Annotated in this window: 14 protein-coding genes, 1 other RNA gene and 1 pseudogene; 7 read left to right on the plus strand and 9 right to left on the minus strand. The window is 40.4% G+C overall.

Annotation, left to right across the window (positions count from 1 at the left end; all coding sequences use genetic code 11):
• Nucleotides 1–96: pseudogene (locus tag ACFIJ8_RS05155) on the plus strand (transcriptional regulator); the annotation flags it as partial.
• A gap of 278 nt (nucleotides 97–374) precedes the next feature.
• Complete coding sequence (locus ACFIJ8_RS05160) at nucleotides 375–731, plus strand: helix-turn-helix domain-containing protein (RefSeq protein WP_375628874.1); 357 nt, start codon at nucleotides 375–377, stop codon at nucleotides 729–731.
• Nucleotides 732–1,073: 342 nt separating this feature from the next.
• Here the strand turns inward: ACFIJ8_RS05160 and ACFIJ8_RS05165 are convergent, their stop codons facing one another.
• From ACFIJ8_RS05165 to ACFIJ8_RS05190, 6 genes are all read right to left on the minus strand, one after another.
• On the minus strand, nucleotides 1,074–1,895 hold the full coding sequence (locus ACFIJ8_RS05165) for a TIGR00282 family metallophosphoesterase (protein WP_273788604.1): 822 nt from the start codon (nucleotides 1,893–1,895) through the stop codon (nucleotides 1,074–1,076).
• 18 nt (nucleotides 1,896–1,913) lie between these two features.
• The gene (locus ACFIJ8_RS05170) at nucleotides 1,914–2,519 is read right to left on the minus strand and encodes a 5-formyltetrahydrofolate cyclo-ligase (RefSeq protein WP_375628942.1); all 606 of its coding nucleotides are present in this window, start codon (nucleotides 2,517–2,519) and stop codon (nucleotides 1,914–1,916) included.
• A 513-nt stretch (nucleotides 2,520–3,032) separates the two neighbouring features.
• A non-coding RNA gene (gene ssrS, locus ACFIJ8_RS05175) (6S RNA) lies at nucleotides 3,033–3,193 on the minus strand.
• Between the two features lie 819 nt (nucleotides 3,194–4,012).
• On the minus strand, nucleotides 4,013–4,798 hold the full coding sequence (locus ACFIJ8_RS05180) for a tetratricopeptide repeat protein (RefSeq protein WP_375639143.1): 786 nt from the start codon (nucleotides 4,796–4,798) through the stop codon (nucleotides 4,013–4,015).
• 141 nt (nucleotides 4,799–4,939) lie between these two features.
• Complete coding sequence (ykgO, locus tag ACFIJ8_RS05185) at nucleotides 4,940–5,065, minus strand: type B 50S ribosomal protein L36 (protein WP_013545486.1); 126 nt, start codon at nucleotides 5,063–5,065, stop codon at nucleotides 4,940–4,942.
• A 1,074-nt stretch (nucleotides 5,066–6,139) separates the two neighbouring features.
• Nucleotides 6,140–7,222 carry a 5-(carboxyamino)imidazole ribonucleotide synthase gene (locus tag ACFIJ8_RS05190; RefSeq protein WP_375639144.1) on the minus strand — a complete coding sequence of 361 codons (1,083 nt, stop codon included), beginning with the start codon at nucleotides 7,220–7,222 and terminating at the stop codon, nucleotides 6,140–6,142.
• Nucleotides 7,223–7,241: 19 nt separating this feature from the next.
• Here ACFIJ8_RS05190 and ACFIJ8_RS05195 point away from each other — a divergent pair, with 19 nt between their 5' ends.
• Nucleotides 7,242–7,682: a hypothetical protein gene (locus tag ACFIJ8_RS05195; RefSeq protein WP_375639145.1), complete on the plus strand. Its 441-nt coding sequence runs from the start codon at nucleotides 7,242–7,244 to the stop codon at nucleotides 7,680–7,682.
• Here the strand turns inward: ACFIJ8_RS05195 and purE are convergent.
• Nucleotides 7,620–8,117, minus strand: a complete 498-nt coding sequence (gene purE, locus ACFIJ8_RS05200) for a 5-(carboxyamino)imidazole ribonucleotide mutase (protein WP_015856858.1) — start codon at nucleotides 8,115–8,117, stop codon at nucleotides 7,620–7,622. The two genes, ACFIJ8_RS05195 and purE, sit on opposite strands and share 63 nt — an antisense overlap.
• Before the next feature lie 806 nt (nucleotides 8,118–8,923).
• Between purE and ACFIJ8_RS05205 the strand changes: the two genes are divergently transcribed.
• The 4 genes from ACFIJ8_RS05205 to ACFIJ8_RS05220 all read left to right on the plus strand — a co-directional run bounded on the left by ACFIJ8_RS05205 (nucleotide 8,924) and on the right by ACFIJ8_RS05220 (nucleotide 11,434).
• Nucleotides 8,924–9,076 carry a DUF5993 family protein gene (locus ACFIJ8_RS05205; RefSeq protein WP_015856857.1) on the plus strand — a complete coding sequence of 51 codons (153 nt, stop codon included), beginning with the start codon at nucleotides 8,924–8,926 and terminating at the stop codon, nucleotides 9,074–9,076.
• Between the two features lie 10 nt (nucleotides 9,077–9,086).
• Complete coding sequence (locus tag ACFIJ8_RS05210) at nucleotides 9,087–9,662, plus strand: disulfide bond formation protein B (RefSeq protein WP_015856856.1); 576 nt, start codon at nucleotides 9,087–9,089, stop codon at nucleotides 9,660–9,662.
• A 937-nt stretch (nucleotides 9,663–10,599) separates the two neighbouring features.
• A complete protein-coding gene (locus tag ACFIJ8_RS05215) occupies nucleotides 10,600–10,722 on the plus strand; it encodes a hypothetical protein (protein WP_375639146.1) in 123 nt (40 codons plus the stop codon).
• A gap of 556 nt (nucleotides 10,723–11,278) precedes the next feature.
• On the plus strand, nucleotides 11,279–11,434 hold the full coding sequence (locus tag ACFIJ8_RS05220) for a hypothetical protein (RefSeq protein ID WP_375628885.1): 156 nt from the start codon (nucleotides 11,279–11,281) through the stop codon (nucleotides 11,432–11,434).
• Between the two features lie 807 nt (nucleotides 11,435–12,241).
• Here the strand turns inward: ACFIJ8_RS05220 and ACFIJ8_RS05225 are convergent.
• Both ACFIJ8_RS05225 and ACFIJ8_RS05230 read right to left on the minus strand, forming a co-directional pair.
• Nucleotides 12,242–12,607 (minus strand): helix-turn-helix domain-containing protein, encoded by a 366-nt coding sequence (locus ACFIJ8_RS05225; protein ID WP_375628887.1) that lies wholly within the window; start codon nucleotides 12,605–12,607, stop codon nucleotides 12,242–12,244.
• A 379-nt stretch (nucleotides 12,608–12,986) separates the two neighbouring features.
• Entirely contained in the window at nucleotides 12,987–13,352 is a 366-nt protein-coding gene (locus ACFIJ8_RS05230; RefSeq protein WP_375639147.1) for a helix-turn-helix domain-containing protein, read from the minus strand.
• Between the last annotated feature and the right edge of the window lie 988 nt (nucleotides 13,353–14,340).

A 14,340-nucleotide genomic window follows, 5' to 3' on the forward strand; every position in this document is an offset into this window, starting at 1 on the left:
AGGATCTCGAGCAAAGAAGAGCAAGTCCTTTTGAAAAGTTTTAGAGAGCTCAAACCTAAAAAGCAGAAAGCAATTTTGTGTTTGATTGTCTCATGAGATAAGAAACACTGTTTTAATTTTTATTGCTGGTCTCCTGAAATTATTTTATGAACAAGCACCAGGGTTCTCGTCGTACAGTGTGGAATGGTGGAACCCAAGGCCTGAAAATCCAAGCTGAGACATTAGCCTGCTTTATAAGTATCGCGAGATTCCGGGAGTTTTTGCTATGTCCAAGTGCGCTCTAGCACTAAAAGCAAAAAAGCTGACTCGGATTCAGTGTTTTTGACTCCCGGAATACGCATAAGAGGCGCTCGCAACCGGCAGGGGAGCTTGAAGTGAAAGCTAAAAATCCACACTTTAACGATATTTCGATAGGCAGAAAAATTCGCTTTAAAAGAACAATGCTGGGAATGTCGCAAAAGCAATTAGGCAGCCAGTTAGGTGTGACTTTTCAACAAATCCAAAAATATGAAAAAGGCTCTAATCGTATAGGGGCGGGGCGTTTACAAGAAATTGCTGATATTCTCAATGTTCCCATTTCCTTTTTTTACGCTGATCTCTCAACAAAAGAAGACGTCTTGTATCCTTATGATGAAAGGATCTCGAGCAAAGAAGAGCAAGTCCTTTTGAAAAGTTTTAGAGAGCTCAAACCTAAAAAGCAGAAAGCAATTTTAAGATTAAATTTTCGTTAGAATCAAAAAAAAATTAAAGATTCTCTTGCTAAATAATCAATTATTATATAAACCCTTTTTCAGAGAAGGGGGTTAGCATTTCTCCCTCCCCCCCCCCGCAGAAATGTCCCAATAAAACCACCTTCTCGTCATTTTGAAAATCATGAAAATTTGGACCTTTCCCCTTTTTAAAGGGTGACTTATTTGTGTTAGGCAAATTGGAGGGTGCAGCGTTTTTAGGGATTTGGAAAGGGCTTGAAAAATCGTCTTGCCAAAAAAGTTCTCAAAAGGAAACATTGGAGAGCAATCATCCAAAGGGCGCCCAGTGGAGAGCGATCATCAAAGGGGGTGGCTTAAAAGAAGCTACCAAAAATCTGGAACTTCAGGCTTTAAATGAGGACCAATCCGTACCGCCGAGACCTTTTCTGCTAAACCTGTGCGATCTGAAATCTCAACTGCTAAACCACAAAGGGTGGCGGGACCACACGCCGGTTCAAAACGACCTTGCTTCGTCTTATAAAGAAAACGGTGTAAGGGTTCTTCTTTATCCATTCCAAGAGATGAGTTGTAATCTCCACACATGCCTGCATCCGTTAAATAGGCGCTCCCACCTTCTAAGATTTGCGCGTCAGCCGTGGGAATATGCGTATGTGTGCCAACGATAACACTCACACGACCATCAAGAAAATGGCCAAAACATTGCTTCTCGCTTGTCGTTTCTGCGTGAAAGTCAAAAATAACCGTATCGGCTTGCTCCATCAACGAACAGGCTAAAAGAATATTTTCCGCTGTTTCAAATGGATCTTCTACTTTGCATGGCATAAAAACGTTGCCCAACAGATTGGCGACAAGAACACGGGCTCCATTTTTTGCCGTAAAAATACCAGCTCCTCTTCCAGGAGTTTCTTTCGAAAAATTGGCAGGGCGTAAAAAACGATCACTCTCATGGGCATACTGCAATGCTTCTTTGTGAGAAAAAGCATGATTGCCCGTGGTCACAACATCAACACCGGCCATCAAAAGATCTTGATACGTCTCTTGTGTGAGACCAAAACCACCAGAGGCATTCTCACCATTTACCACAACAAAATCAAGCTGCCATTTCTCAATCAGTTGAGGAAGGTGTTCAAAAACAGCTTTACAGCCTGTGTTACCAACAATGTCACCTAAAAATAAAAAACGCATAGGCGCTTTAATCACATTTTAACATTTTAAGAAACCTTTTTCTGTAAAAATTCCCTGTACCTGTAGATCATGTTCTGCTGCGGGAATAGAGGAAACCTCCTGACATGAAAATCCTATGCCCCATAATGCCATTTGATGCCCTTGTTTTTCAAGAGCTTCAACCGCACGGTCATAATATCCTCCTCCATAGCCAAGACGGTGACATTGACGATCAAACGCAGAAAGCGGAACAATAATATTATTGGGGACAACAACGCTATTGTCTGCACTGGGACCAAAGGTGCCAAAACGCATGGGCTCTAAAATTGTGCTGGGAGAAAATGCACGGAAAACCATGGTGGTGGAATCAAGCACTGCTGGTAAGGCTAAACGTCCGCCGCGTAATGCTACAGCATCCAGTAAAGGACGCGGGTCAATTTCCGATTTAATGGGCCAATAGCCTGCTAAAATGAGGCGTGAAAAATCTGTCCCCTTTTTTTCAAGGTATTCAATAAAGTGGCAACAAGCACGCTGCGAAAAGAGTGCACGCTCTTCTATTAAAAGAGCATCACGACGCGATAAACCGCTTTTGCGCTGCTGTGTACGAAGGGATGAAGCAGATTCACTGAGGGGATTATGTGTCATTGTCTCGCCAGTTGTTTTATAAGATGCTGGCATTTTATCTATTGTTGGCGTTTTGTAAATCTCTGTTAGGACAAGAGCTGTGTTCATGAAAAAATGTGCGCTCTTATAGTAGGGCATCTTGATGCAACAAACCCGCTTTTGCGCTGCTGTGTACGAAGGGATGAAGCAGATTCACAGAGGGGATTATGTGTCATTGTCTCGCCAGTTTTTTTATAAGATGCTGGCATTTTATCCATTGTTGGCGTTTTGTAAATCTCTGTTAGGACAAGAGCTGTGCTCATGAAAAAATGTGCGCTCTTATGGTAGGGCATCTTGATGCAACAAACCGCTTTTGCGCTGCTTGCGTGCCAAGGGATGAAGCAGATTCACAGAGGGGATTATTTTTGTAAGTGCTGTCTGTTTTATAAAATAAAGCTCAACGTAATTTTTATTTCTTGAAAAGAGAGTATCGTCATTGGTCTTATGTAAAAGGATGCTCTCAATTTTTATCTGGAAAAATTTTGATGTAAAAAAGGGTGATCCACAACAGCCGATGGAAAAAGCTGATCCCGGGAACCTATACAAATAGGTGGGCGCCATATGAAAAAGCCCACGGGCTTGATCAGGGACAGCTCCCTTGGAGATCATTAAGGTCTCAGGAATACGTTATTTCCTGTCGAGAAGCGCAGAACACCCTCCTTAATATAAAACAATTTCAGATCTTCTGCTAGAGATAAAATAACTGCAATCTCTTATTTTTCATAAAGTTTTTTCAAGATGGTTTTACAATCTTGCTGGTGGCTGCTGGAAATGGCTGTATGATATATAGAACGCTTTATTCAAAGTAAAAAAAGCAAAAAATATGAGTAGGGGTGGGTGATTGAGTGAGGCATAACGGTTTATTGGCAATCGCTTGATTTTTATGTTTCGCGGGAATGCTTGGAGAAGCTTTGAAGGGGAATATTTTTTATTCAAGGATGTTTGTTTAACTGACATTGCGTCTTTGAAGTTTTTTCCTTGTAGGGAATATTTCAGTGCTGTTTTATCAACTTTGAGGGGTGGAGGAGAGCCGATACGGTATGTGCTCCGCTATGGTTGAAGCTCATAAAAATAAAAAAAGACGATGACAGTTTATCAAAGGTGCTTAGCGATGTTTTAAGCTTTTTTCAAAAAATATTTTTTGAGGATCGTATTTACAAATTTTTTATCCATGATGGAGGGATGTAAAAAAAAGAGGTGGTGTGAAGAAGACTCAGGTGTGAAGCGTTTGCTTGCTATGAGAAGAAATTCTGTAGAGGGTATATTGGAAGTGTTTGGAAGCTGCCTTCAATACAAAACAGGTCAAAATTCAAAAAAGACATTGTTAATTGCGTGGAGTGGGGTCAATTGCGTGGGGGGCGTTTGATGGTGTGGTGATAAGCAGGGGCTTTTAGTTTATTGAGTGGAATGTAAAGCTGGCTTGCGTCTTATCCAAGTTTGAAAGGATGCGTAAAGCGTCTCGTTTTTGAATGGTTTCAAAGAGATTGTGGTGATTGTTCGTCTAACAGAGCTTGCACGCGCTTTTGAACCCTCCGCATTTGGGGGTAATACTCTAATGCTGTTTCATAAGCTTTAATGGCAAGTTTTGGACGCTCTGTTGCTTCCATGGTAACGCCAAGTTCAAAAAAAGCTATATAGTTGCGCGGCTCAAGTTCAAGAGCATGGTTGAGATCAAGCATGGCAAGCTTGAAATCGTTTAGTTGAATGTGAATCCAAGCACGTCTTACCCAAGCTTCAGCGTGAGTAGGTAAAAGTGCAATAGCATTATCAATATAATCAAGTGCAAGTCCATAATCGTCGCTACTGATCGCACTTTCAGCCCATGACATTAAAAGATCAATCGTCTCACTCCCCGATTGGGACCATAAATGTTGAAGTTGTTGACTGATCTTTTTTGCTTGAGAAACATCAGCACAATATTTCAACTCTTTCAGTAAACGTAAAATTTCGGCTTCTTTGCGTTGCTTAACTCTGTCAATATGGGAAAGCTGCTCTTTGTCAAACTCTTCAAGAGTAATCGCAGACAAATCAGAATCAGAGGGCATTGAGGAAGGGGCAGGAGAATTGGGAATAAGATCATCTAATGGTAAAAGCGATTGTGGAGAAGGACGATCTTCAGGAAGCGAAGGAGGATTTTGCCCATAGCTCGAGGGAACAAAACAAAAAATGCCAACAAAGAAAAGAAAAAAAATGCGCTGGAAAATACAGAAAAAACGCAGTTGAAAAAATCGAAAAGCTTTTAGAAAAATAGAAGAATCCATAAAAACAAGCCCCCAAAAGATAAATCACCAAATATTATCAAACAATGGACTCGTAACCAACGGACTTATAACCAAAAAAACTTTAAGAAAAAATTTTTAAGCCTACAAAAAGTAGGCATAAAAACATTAACCCTAAAAGAATTAGCCCTGACGCGCTCTAAAACGTGGGTTCGTTTTATTAAGAATATAAATACGACCCTTACGACGCACCAAACGATTGTTACGGTGGCGCTCCTTTAGTGCTTTAAGCGAATTTTTAATTTTCATCATATTCACCGTTAAACAGTTTACGTAATACAACACTATAATACAACATTAAAACACGAAAATACAATACCAAAACCCCAATACACTGTTCACTCTGTGAACATTGCATTGCGATATCGTACTTGCATCATAACGTCACACGACACACTTTTTCACTGTGATCACAAATAAGAAAAGCGTACTCTTAAGGCACGCATTGACACACTTCATTAGCACAACGAATAAGTGAAAATTGCAAAAAAAGTAAGAGAAGTCTAACAAGAAGTCTTATTCTTGTCAAGGGTGTATTATACATTTCCTATAGTGGGTTAATGGTTGCCTTGAAGGTAAAAATATTCTCGCAAAAAAGAAGGATAAAAAGTGGGAACAAGTAAAAGCTTCTCATTTGTAAGAAGAGAAACCTGTTTTTCCGTAAAATATCATCGTTTAGGCGGTGTAGAAGGCTTATGTAAAATTTATACCATGAGGTGTTTTTTGTTAGTGTGTGAGGATATTCTTAAAGTTTGCTCTTAAAACCTAGAAAATAAATTGCATGATGAAGACAAAAGGGATGAATTGATAAGGATTAATTTCTATTGTTCATAGTAAACATAGAAAACTTAAGAGTTTCGCATAGTATTATGGTTTTCTCATTGCAAATCTGTGTATCTTTGACCATAGCATTTGCTGCTTGCATATCACAAGCGGGATTGGTGTACGGGTAAAGACACTTGAAGAGTAAGGAATAAAACGGTCTTTTATAAATGCTTTCAAGTGCAAGAGAGTATTGCAACATTAGGGACTGGCAAAATGGTGTGATGAGGCTGGCGTTTACGCTTCATGAGTTTTAAGAGGGTGGTGCACTATGAATGTTTAAGTTATTACCGAGAGCTTTTATACTCTATGATGGGGGGCTACTGTGAAGTGGTGGCAATGTGCATTGGCCAAATGTTTCTTTAAAATAAGCGCGTGTTAAAACTAAGTGCGTAAATTGGCAAAACAAGTGTCTTCTGTTTGAGGTTTTTTATTTTACGTGAGGGGTGAAGAGGATGTTTTTCAGTTCATTGGGGGTAAAAGCGTTTTTATGTGTGAGCGTTAAGATTTGTTGGCTGGTCCCATTAATTGGATGACATGCCCCATTTTGCGGTAGGGTTGAACAGTGCTTTTGCCATATAAATGGATCGAGGTGCGCTCTTGCGTGAGAAAATATTTTAACGTGCTTAAATTGTTCCCAAGAAGATTTGTCATTTGGCAATCGCTATGACGGTATGTGCTGCCTAAGGGAAGACCGCAAATAGCACGGATATGCTGTTCAAATTGTGAAGTTATGCATGCTTTTTGTGTCCAATGACCAGAATTATGTACACGCGGCGCGAGTTCATTTACTAAAAGATGACCATCCGTTAAGACAAAAAACTCAATACAAAGAACACCAACATAATCGAGCGCATTCATTACTGTTAGGCTGATTTCTTGGGCTGCTTTTTGCACGTTAAGTGGAATATGTGATGGAACAAAGGATTTATGAAGAATCCCGTTTTTGTGTTGGTTTTCAGGGCAATCATAAAAAATATGTTCCCCTTGTTTTGTGCGAGCCGAGAGAACCGAAATTTCCGATAAAAAAGGAACTATTTCTTCCAAAATACAAGGCTGCTCCTGAAAAGTCCTTAAGGCTTCGTCAAGGGTTTGTTCATCGGGGCGATCAAGTTTGATCTGGTTTTTTCCATCATAACCAAAACGACGCGTCTTTAAAAGACCGCGTCCGCCTAAGGCATCGAGACCAGAAAGAAGAGAAGAAGAATTGTCAACAGCATACCATGAGGCAGTGCCAATCCCTTGATCACGCAAAAATTGCTTCTCAAAAAGTCGATCTTGCGTGATCTCTAATGCTTTGGAAGAAGGATAAACAGGCTTATTCTTCTCTACATATTGAACCGTTTGAAGCGAAAGATTTTCAAATTCATAGCTGACAACATCACACTGAGAAATAAAATGATCTAAAGCTGATGTATCGTCATAGGAGGCAACAATATGGCTGTTCGCTGTTTGAGCGGCTGGGCAATCGGACTCAGGGCAAAAAATAACTGTTCGAAATCCTAATTCTGCGGCCGCTATGGCGAGCATCCGTGCTAACTGTCCGCCGCCGATTAAACCAATGACGCTGCCTGGAGGTAACATGTTAGGTGAGGGGGGGGTGTTGGATGAGAGGGTGGTGTTGGATGAGAGGGTGGTGTTGGATGAGGGGGTGGTGTTGGATGAGAGGGGTGTGTTGGATGAGAGGGTGGTGTTGGATGAGAGGGGTGTGTTGGATGAGAGGGTGGTGTTGGATGAGAGGGGCGTGTTGGATGAGAGGGGCGTGTTGGACGAGAGGGGCGTGTTGGACGAGAGGGGCGTGTTGGACGAGAGGGGTGCGTTGGATGAGAGGGGCGTGTTGGATGAGAGGGTGGTGTTGGATGAGAGGGGCGTGTTGGATGAGGGGGTGGTGTTGGATGAGGGGGTGGTGTTGGATGAGAGGGTGGTGTTGGATGAGAGGGTGGTGTTGGATGAGGGGGGCGTGTTGGAAAACGGTGCCATTTTAAACCTCCGTTACAGGCGTTTTGGCGACATTGGCTGTTTGTTGTTGACGCCAATCTTGTAATCGCTGGGCGAGATCATGATCATAAATGGCCATAACGGCTGCGGCTAAAAGTGCTGCATTAATTGCACCTGCTTTGCCAATTGCTAATGTGCCGACGGGTATCCCTGCTGGCATTTGCACAATTGAAAGCAAAGAATCTTGACCAGAAAGAGAATGAGAATGCACTGGAACGCCAAAAACAGGAAGAGGCGTAAGGGCTGCTAGCATACCAGGAAGATGCGCTGCGCCCCCTGCACCGGCGATTAAAACTTTAAATCCTGCGTCTTTTGCTTCTTTTGCAAATTGATAAAGGCGTTCAGGGGTTCGGTGTGCTGAGACAATATGCGAACTATGAGAAATACCAAGATTTGTCAAAATATCTGCACTATGGCACATCGTTTGCCAATCCGATTGGCTCCCCATTAAAATCGCGACATCACATGATTTTTTCATCATTCACCATCCTTTTCAAAGGTTCAATGCGATTCTTTATCATTATTTTTTTAAAGTTTTATATTCTCTTTGCAAAGCCAATTGATGACAGAGAAACAGTTATTTTTCAAATAAGATGGAAAGCTAAAAATTTAAAGGGGGATTTCGAGAGATGAAAAATTAAAGTATTGAAGGTCATGAAGCACTTCTTTTGAGGGGGAGGTGTTAAGGGGTGGTTAAGGGGTGGTGTTGGACCTATGAGGCTGTTGAGCTGCGGAATTGCCGTTTATTTAAGGTAAGAGGAAAAAATACATCGGGGGAAAGCCATTGATTGTAAGTTTTTTTAAAAAAATATCTCATTTTTATTTGCTAAAATAAACATGGTCACCATATACTATGAGGTCTGCTGCAATTTGAAAAATTGCTCATGAGAAAAAGAGATTTTTATGGCGAAAATGCGTTGCAAAGTGAGGATATTCTTTTGAGAAAAAAGAGATGTCGATCTCTTAATTTCAAAGGCTATTTATTTTGCTGTTCAAGTGATTCTTTTAATTGAGTGGGGGAATGTGCTCTTTATAATCGTTGATATATCTTTAATAATAGCTGATATAAAGGGCAGCGAATAATCAGCGCTTTTGTGCTTTTGTTGGGATGTGTTTCTTAGCGATTATATGGTTCGTTGTTTTTTCACTTAGATATAATGACAAGAAAAGTGAATGACGAATTGTGAATAATAAATCCATGGTCTCTTTTTTGCCCAATTTTGTAATAATGGTGGAAGCTGAAATAAATTAAGAGTTAAACACCGGATGTAAAGGAGATTTAAAGCTATGTTTTTTCCATTTTTAATCGCTTTAGGTACTGCAATAACGACTATGTATGGCAAAAAAAATATAAGTTATGCTTTGTGGGCAATTTTATTCGTTGTCATTCTTCTCACTTTCAATCATCACGCAACTTCTACTTTAAATTTATCTTTTTGAGAGAATAGCCATGGAACAAGTTGAACAAAAAAACCCTCACTTCGTCATCTTTATGAATACGCTAGGACTCATTGGGTTATCCATTGTCTTGGTGGTGGCTTTTTATTATCAATTGGTAAAGTTTGAGTTACCCTGTCCCCTTTGTTTGCTACAGCGCGTTGGATTGATGCTGGCAGGTTGTGGGTTCTTGCTCAATATTCACCATAAGGTGAAAAATACCCATTATGGTATGGTTATTCTCGGTTGTATGGTAACGAGTGCCGTTGCAGCACGGCAAGTGTTTTTGCATATCACACCTGATGATTTGGGATATGGTTCAACGTTCTTTGGATTGCATTTTTATACTTGGGCTTTCATTATTTCTGTCCTTTGTATCTTTGCTGTCTCATTTGTCATGATTTTAGGCGAATTGGCACACAAGTTCAAAGAATTTTCTCCTTTTCCATTTTTGAGTAAAACGGCAAGTTTTTTATTTGTGTTTTTGATTGCGGCAAATTTGATTTCTACCATACTGGAATGTGGTGGTGGACAATGTGCCGATGATCCTGTAAGGTATGAATTGTTATCAAATTGGTTCCCTTCATAGTCTTGAAATTTTTAAATAATCCCTCATCATGGTTTATTGTTAAAGAGGCGGAAATATTTAAAAGTCCGCTTCTTTTTTATTGATTGGGAAGACATTTCAGCAAGATTATTCGATAATCTGATCTTTTATCCCAACACTGGCTTTTATGAGCGCTTGCGATTGGTATTTTTTAGCGAAGACTTGCTCTGTGAACCTTTTATACGGTCTTTTGAGGGAGATGAAGGGATTGGTCGGAGGCGTTTATAGGGCAGCCCCAAATTGTTGAGCTGTGTGGGTTAAGAAGCCTCGTTTTTTAAAGTGCATTTTTATTGATTGGGAAGACATTTCAGCAAGCTTATTCGATAAGCTGATCTTTTATGCCAACACTGGCTTTTATGAGCGCTTGCGATTGGTATTTTTTTAGCGAAGACCTGCTCTGTGAACCTTTTATACGGTCTTTTGAGGGAGATGAAGGGATTGGTCGGAGGCGTTTATAGGGCAGCCCCAAATTGTTGAGCTGCGTGGGTTAAAAAACTCGTTTTTTAAAGGTGCATTAACGATAAAAAACGATAAAGTTTTTTCTTCTTGATTTTTCTTAACGTTGTGTTAAATAAGTTCTTGTATTCATTTTGATGCTTCTGAAGTATCTTTGCTGCTTTTAGAGGGATTAATTTAAAATTTTGAAGATTATCTGATAATTTTCTACAGGGGTTTGTTTATTAGAGGCAAACCTTTTTTTTTATCTAATTTTTAGATGTTTTTTTCAGTGTGAAGCCTTTTTTAGAAAAAATAAAGCGTCTGGGTGACTCTATTTTTTGTTAATATGTTGATTTATAATGATAAATTATCATTTTCAACGTGAAGCACAACGCTGAATATAATAAGATTTTCTCATCACCCGTTCTCTCATATTGAATCAATTAAAATGACTTGCTTGCACATCATAAGTGGGGGGGTCATGTGGGTAAAAACTGTACAAGAAAGGCATGCCTTTAATGAATTGTCTCTTGAACTGAAGGTTGTCCGCAACATTGGGAGCTGGCAGAGTTTTTGTGATAGTGCCTGCCTTGTTTCTCCATAAGCGTAAAGATAGGGAGGGTTGAATGGATTTTATTCCCTTCATGGGGGTTTTTCCATGCCTTTATGAATAGCGTTTGCGAAATGGGTGTGATGAGCGTTGAGAGATTTTTCTTTAAAACAAGCGTGTGAATATGCAACGCAAGTATATTGTGTTTTGTGCGTTTTGTCTTACGAAAAAATACGGTGATTTATAAGGATAAGTTATCGTTGCGGATGTTGAATGAGAAAAACGAAAAGGTTCTCTCATTTCAAATTTTCTTATAGTCAATCAATTAAATGTACTCTCGTACGTTATAAGAAAGCGCTGGATGTAAATAAAAATTCTTTTAAAAGTCGTAAAATGCTTCTTATGAACCCTTTTGATAGCTAGAATTTGTCGAAAAATTTTATGCTGGTCAATGCAAATAATAGGGCGGTTTATACCTATGATTTAAGTGAAAATAGGGGGATTTAAATGAAAAGGGAGGTGAGATTTTAAAGACAGTTGTTGAAAGCGTTATTGTGTAATGCATTTTTTACAGATTTTCTGCTTTCTGTAATGACGTAAAAGCGTAAAAATGTATATCTGTAAAAGTGATGTGGAGGATTTGTGCTGTGTGTATGCTTTTGGCATGGCATGGAATGTGGTCAGAGAACTAGGGGGACGCATTTGTGAAGGGAGGGGAAGTTTGGATGAAGAGGCGGGTGCGTTGATGAGAGAGAAGAAGGTGTGAGGGATGAAGAGTCTGTGAAGAAAGGGGTTGGGATGAAGAGGCGGGTGCATTGACGAGAGAGAAGAGAGGATGTGAGGGAATGAAGAGTCTATGAAGAGAGGGGTTTGGATGAAGAGGCGGGTGCGTTGATGAGAGAGAAGAGAGGGTGTGAGGGAATGAAGAGTCTGTGAAGGGAGGGGTTTGGATGAAGAGGCGGGTGCGTTGATGAGAGAGAAGAGAGGGTGTGAGGGATGAAGAGTCTATGAAGAGAGGGGTTTGGATGAAGAGGCGGGTGCATTGACGAGAGAGGAGAGGGTGTGAGGGAATGAAGAGTCTGTGAAGGGAGGGGTTTGGATGAAGAGGCGGGTGCATTGACGAGAGAGGAGAAGGTGTGAGGGAATGAAGAGTCTGTGAAGGGAGGGGTTTGGATGAAGAGACGAGTGCATTGACGAGAGAAGAGAGGGTGTGAGGGAATGAAGAGTCTGTGAAGGGAGGGGTTGGGATGAAGGGGCGGGTGTGTTGATGAGAGAGAAGAGAGGATGTGAGGGATGAAGAGTCTGTGAAGGGAGGGGTTGGGATGAAGGAGCGGGTGTGTTGATGAGAGAGAAGAGAGGATGTGAGGAAATAGAGGGGCAAAGTTGCCTTTTGAAGAGGGATTGATCGGTGCTTTTAGTGATCTTACTTTAGAGTGGTGAAGGGGCAAGAATATTTTAGAATAGGACGTATCTGTCGCGTTTGATGAAACATCATCCTTTGAGGGGTGGTGATCTGAAGTTTGTAGGGGGAGTTGGATATATTGGCAAATAATGTTAATTGTTACTCTTTTGCTTAATCAGAAATCAACCACAAGATTGCTTTTTGTTTTTTCGGCTGGAGTTCTCTAAAGTTTTTTAAAAGTGCCTGTTCTTTTTCGCTGTATGTTTCTTGATCATAGTGTGAGGCATGTGTTGAAAGATTTTCTTTTGGGGCAATATCTGCATAAAAAAAGCTTATGGGAACATCCAGTTTTTGAGCGATTTCGAGTAAACACCCTGCGCTTACACGATTTAAGCCTTTTTCATATTTTTGGATTTGTTGGAAACTGACGCCTAAATAGCTTCCTAATTCTTTTTGGGAAAGGCTCATTAAAATGCGTCTGTGACGAATTCTTTTACCTATAGAAATATCAATAAAATTTGGATTTTTAGTTGGCACTTCAAGCCCCCTCCGGTTGCGAGCGCCCTCGCATTGGTATTCCGGGAGTCTGAAAACACTGACTTGACTCAGCTTTTTGCTTTTAGTGCTAGAGCGCACCTGGACATAGCAAAATCTCCCGGAATTCCGGGATACCCGCAATGCGGGATAAATTCATGTGTCAAGTCTTCGGGTTTTCAGTTCCCTATTGGTCGTTGCGTATACGACCAAACTTACAGTATTAATTCATAAGGCAATTTCAGAAAATTGGCAAGAAAAATCAAAATCTTTCTATTCTATTATGCCGTAAAACACTGCTCTTTGAGAGGTGTGGTGTGCTGGTTTGAATTTGACTTAAGGGGGTATATGAATGGAATAATGTTAATTGTTACGCTTTTGCTTAATCAGAAATCAACCACAAGATTGCTTTTTGTTTTTTCGGCTGGAGTTCTCTAAAGTTTTTCAAAAGGGTGAGTTCTTTTTCGCTGTATGTTTCTTGATCATAGTGTGAGACATGTATTGAAAGATTTTCTTTTGTGGCAATGTCTGCATAAAAAAAGCTTATGGGAACATCCAGTTTTTGGGCGATTTCGAGTAAACACCCTGCGCTTACACGATTTAAGCCTTTTTCGTATTTTTGGATTTGTTGAAAACTGACGCCTAAATAGCTTCCTAATTCTTTTTGGGAAAGTCCCATTGAAATGCGTCTGTGACGGATTCTTTTGCCTATCAAAATGTCGATAAAATTTGGATTTTTAGTTGGCACTTAAAGCCCCCTCCGGTTGCGAGCGCCCTCGCATTGGTATTCCGGGAGTCTAAAAGTACTGAATCCGAGTCAGTTTTTTTGCTTTTAGTGCTTAAAGCACCTGGACATAGCAAAAACTCCCGGAATCTCAAGATATCCGTAAAGCGGGTTCGTTTTTACGCTAGAGCTTAGGGCTCGTCTTCCCTATTGATCGTTGCGTAGACGATTAAAATCACACTTTAAGTGATAAAGTAATTTCAGTATATTGGCAAGAAAAATGAAAATAATCTCAAAGGCTTAAGATTGGGTACTCTTTAAAAAAGTGCGAAATATGGATTATAAATCGCGTTTTTTTTCTATAGAAATGTCGATAAAATTTGGATTTTGGTTTGCACTTCAAGCCCCCCTCCGGTTGCGAGCGCCCTCGCATTGGTATTCCGGGAGTCACAAGTACTGAACCCTAGTCAGTTTTTTTGCTTTTAGTGCTTAAAGCACTTGGACATAGCAAAAACTCCCGGAATTCCGGGCCCCCCACAAAAGTGGGTTCATTTTTACGCTAGGGTTTAGGGCTTGTTTTCCCTCTTGATCGTTGCGTGGACGATCAAAATTACACTTTAAGTGATAAAGTAATTTCAGGAGATTGGCAAATAAAAATAGTTTTTATTTATAAACTTTATTTTTTAATGAGAGGCTTTCCGCCTCTCAAACTCTCCGGAACGCTCACCAAAATCATGAGATCAGACCGCGTTTAATGAGGAGACTAACAAGTCTTGGTTCTTAAGGTCAAGGAAACCCTTACAAGGGCGCCTAACGGCGTCCTTGACAAAGAACCTAACGGCTTGTTTTGTCCGTTCTATCAAACTTATGTAAATATAATCATTTCTGATTAAATATACTGTTGATTTCCTGCTTCTTCGAGGCTGGTTTCACCAAAGTCACAGGACATTGGCCAGAGCCTTCCTCTCCACAGGCTGACACGGTGGAACTCACCCTCTCACGCGGCTCCGAA

It is taken from the genome of Bartonella sp. MF74HXZ (assembly GCF_042194445.1).
GTDB lineage: Bacteria > Pseudomonadota > Alphaproteobacteria > Rhizobiales > Rhizobiaceae > Bartonella > Bartonella grahamii.

Excerpts from the sequence above, each read along its gene's own strand:
- ACFIJ8_RS05165 (WP_273788604.1), bottom strand. The coding sequence starts at position 1,895 with ATGCGTTTTTTATTTTTAGGTGACATTGTTGGTAACACAGGCTGTAAA.
- ACFIJ8_RS05170 (WP_375628942.1), bottom strand. The coding sequence starts at position 2,519 with ATGACACATAATCCCCTCAGTGAATCTGCTTCATCCCTTCGTACACAG.
- ACFIJ8_RS05180 (WP_375639143.1), bottom strand. The coding sequence starts at position 4,798 with ATGGATTCTTCTATTTTTCTAAAAGCTTTTCGATTTTTTCAACTGCGT.
- ykgO (WP_013545486.1), bottom strand. The coding sequence starts at position 5,065 with ATGAAAATTAAAAATTCGCTTAAAGCACTAAAGGAGCGCCACCGTAAC.
- ACFIJ8_RS05190 (WP_375639144.1), bottom strand. The coding sequence starts at position 7,222 with ATGTTACCTCCAGGCAGCGTCATTGGTTTAATCGGCGGCGGACAGTTA.
- purE (WP_015856858.1), bottom strand. The coding sequence starts at position 8,117 with ATGATGAAAAAATCATGTGATGTCGCGATTTTAATGGGGAGCCAATCG.
- ACFIJ8_RS05205 (WP_015856857.1), top strand. The coding sequence starts at position 8,924 with ATGTTTTTTCCATTTTTAATCGCTTTAGGTACTGCAATAACGACTATG.
- ACFIJ8_RS05210 (WP_015856856.1), top strand. The coding sequence starts at position 9,087 with ATGGAACAAGTTGAACAAAAAAACCCTCACTTCGTCATCTTTATGAAT.
- ACFIJ8_RS05215 (WP_375639146.1), top strand. The coding sequence starts at position 10,600 with ATGTGGGTAAAAACTGTACAAGAAAGGCATGCCTTTAATGAATTGTCT.
- ACFIJ8_RS05220 (WP_375628885.1), top strand. The coding sequence starts at position 11,279 with ATGTATATCTGTAAAAGTGATGTGGAGGATTTGTGCTGTGTGTATGCT.